The 1,702-nt window shown below is 65.0% G+C and carries 2 protein-coding genes and 1 pseudogene; all 3 read right to left on the bottom strand.

The window, feature by feature from the left end; all coding sequences use genetic code 11:
* Positions 1 to 9 precede the first annotated feature (9 nt).
* Positions 10 to 492: pseudogene (locus AACR77_RS11140) on the bottom strand (enoyl-CoA hydratase/isomerase family protein); the annotation flags it as partial.
* A gap of 78 nt (positions 493 to 570) precedes the next feature.
* A complete protein-coding gene (locus AACR77_RS11135; protein WP_041215244.1) occupies positions 571 to 1,362 on the bottom strand; it encodes an enoyl-CoA hydratase in 792 nt (263 codons plus the stop codon).
* 118 nt (positions 1,363 to 1,480) lie between these two features.
* Positions 1,481 to 1,702 (bottom strand): acyl-CoA dehydrogenase family protein (locus AACR77_RS11130; RefSeq protein WP_269429281.1); only part of this gene is annotated, 222 nt, incomplete at its 5' end.

The raw sequence follows: 1,702 nt of genomic DNA, 5'->3' as shown, positions 1-1,702 counted from the left end.
TCACAGTCTCAAAAACCAGCTGGCCCCCACATCCGGATAGAGGCCTATGGTTACCTCCGGCATGGCGAACAGACTCTTCTCTGTCACCACCCGGAATTCGGCCCCGGCAAAGAGGCCGATGCCGCCCCCCATGCAGATGCCGTCCGCCACGCAGACAAGGGGCTTGCCGTAGCAGTGGATGTGGTGATCGAGCCGGTACTCCTGCAGGAAGAAGTCGCGGGCATAGCCGAACAATTCAGAGTGGCTCGCCTCCTGCTTGCGGTAATAAAAGGAGCGGATGTCACCACCGGCGCAGAATGCCTTCTCGCCGGCCCCTTGCAACAACACGCAGACGATGGCCGGATCCTGCTCCCAGCGGGTCAACGCCCCCTGCAACAACTGGATCATCTCAAGGCTCAGGGCATTGAGGGAGGCGGGGCTGTCCAGAGTCAGCATGCCGATGTGGCGGCCATCCGCCGTGGGGTGGGTCTCGATGCGCACGGGCTCACTCATGGTCGGCCCCCGCAGACCGGGTGTCAGCCCCTGCGACATGGCGGGTCGCCATCAATACCTCATTCATCCTTCACTCCCTCACTCTTTCGGCCTGGATTGGTCATAGCGCCAGCGCGGGGCCCGCTTCTCGAGGAAGGCCGCCACCCCTTCGCGCTGGTTGGCATCGTCAAACAGGGCGAGAAAGAGGCTGCGCTCGAGCGGCAGCGCCGCGTCCCTGTGGGTGCTTCGCCCCTGATTGATGAGCTGTTTGCAGGCACGCAGGGCGCTCGGGCTCTGGCGCTCCACCAGCTGGGCCATCTGCTGCGCCGCCTCCCAGGCGTGCCCCTCGGTCACCACCTCCTCCACCAGCCCCATCTCGTAGGCCAGGGTGGCGCTCACCTTCTCGCCGCAGAGGATCATCCGCTTGGCCCAGCCCGGCCCCACCAGCTCGGTGAGGCGCTGGGTGCCGCCAGCACAGGGCAGCAAGCCCACCGAGGCCTCCGGCAGCCCCAGCTTGGCCTGCTGCTCGGCGATGCGGATGTCGCAGGCCAGCGCGACTTCGAGCCCCCCTCCCATGGCATAGCCGTTGATGGCGGCGATGCTGACCCCGTGAAAGCGGGCCAGCGCCTCGAAGGCGTGGCCAAAGGCCTCGGCCACCTCGCGGGCGTGCGCCAGGCTGCCGTCGGCGAACATCTTGAGATCGGCGCCGGCGCAGAAGAATTTCTCTCCGGCACCGCGGATCACCAGGGCCACCACGTCGGGGCGACCATCCAGCTCCACCATCATCTGCAAGAAGGCTTTCAGGCTGGCGAGCGTCCAGGTGTTGGCGGGTGGGTGATCGAGGGTGATGTAGGCCACGTGGCCGTGATATTCGAGCCTGATCCTTGTCATTGCGTTGTCCTTGTCAAAAAAACTGCCCCATGATGACAGGGTTGAATGGAGCCAACCTGCACCTGGCTCACAAAGCCTGAGGACGCGCCGACTGCATCCTCAGGGCAGGCTACTCCCGCTACTCCAGCGACAGGCCGGGGTCGGCCAGCAGGCGGCGGGCGATGATGAGCCGCATCACTTCATTCGTCCCTTCCAGAATGCGGTGCACCCGGGTATCGCGCAGATAGCGCTCAAGCGGATACTCGCGGATATAACCATAGCCGCCAAAGAGTTGCAGGGCGTCGTCGCAGATGCGGTGCCCCACGTCGGTGGCAAAACGCTTGGCCATGGCGCACCAGGC

This window comes from Aeromonas sp. ZOR0002 (assembly GCF_963866995.1).
Lineage (GTDB): Bacteria > Pseudomonadota > Gammaproteobacteria > Enterobacterales > Aeromonadaceae > Aeromonas > Aeromonas caviae.
This window is presented reverse-complemented; position numbering and strand designations above follow the sequence as displayed.

Coding starts and splice junctions, on each gene's coding strand:
- AACR77_RS11135 (WP_041215244.1), bottom strand. CDS start 1,362: ATGACAAGGATCAGGCTCGAATATCACGGCCACGTGGCCTACATCACC.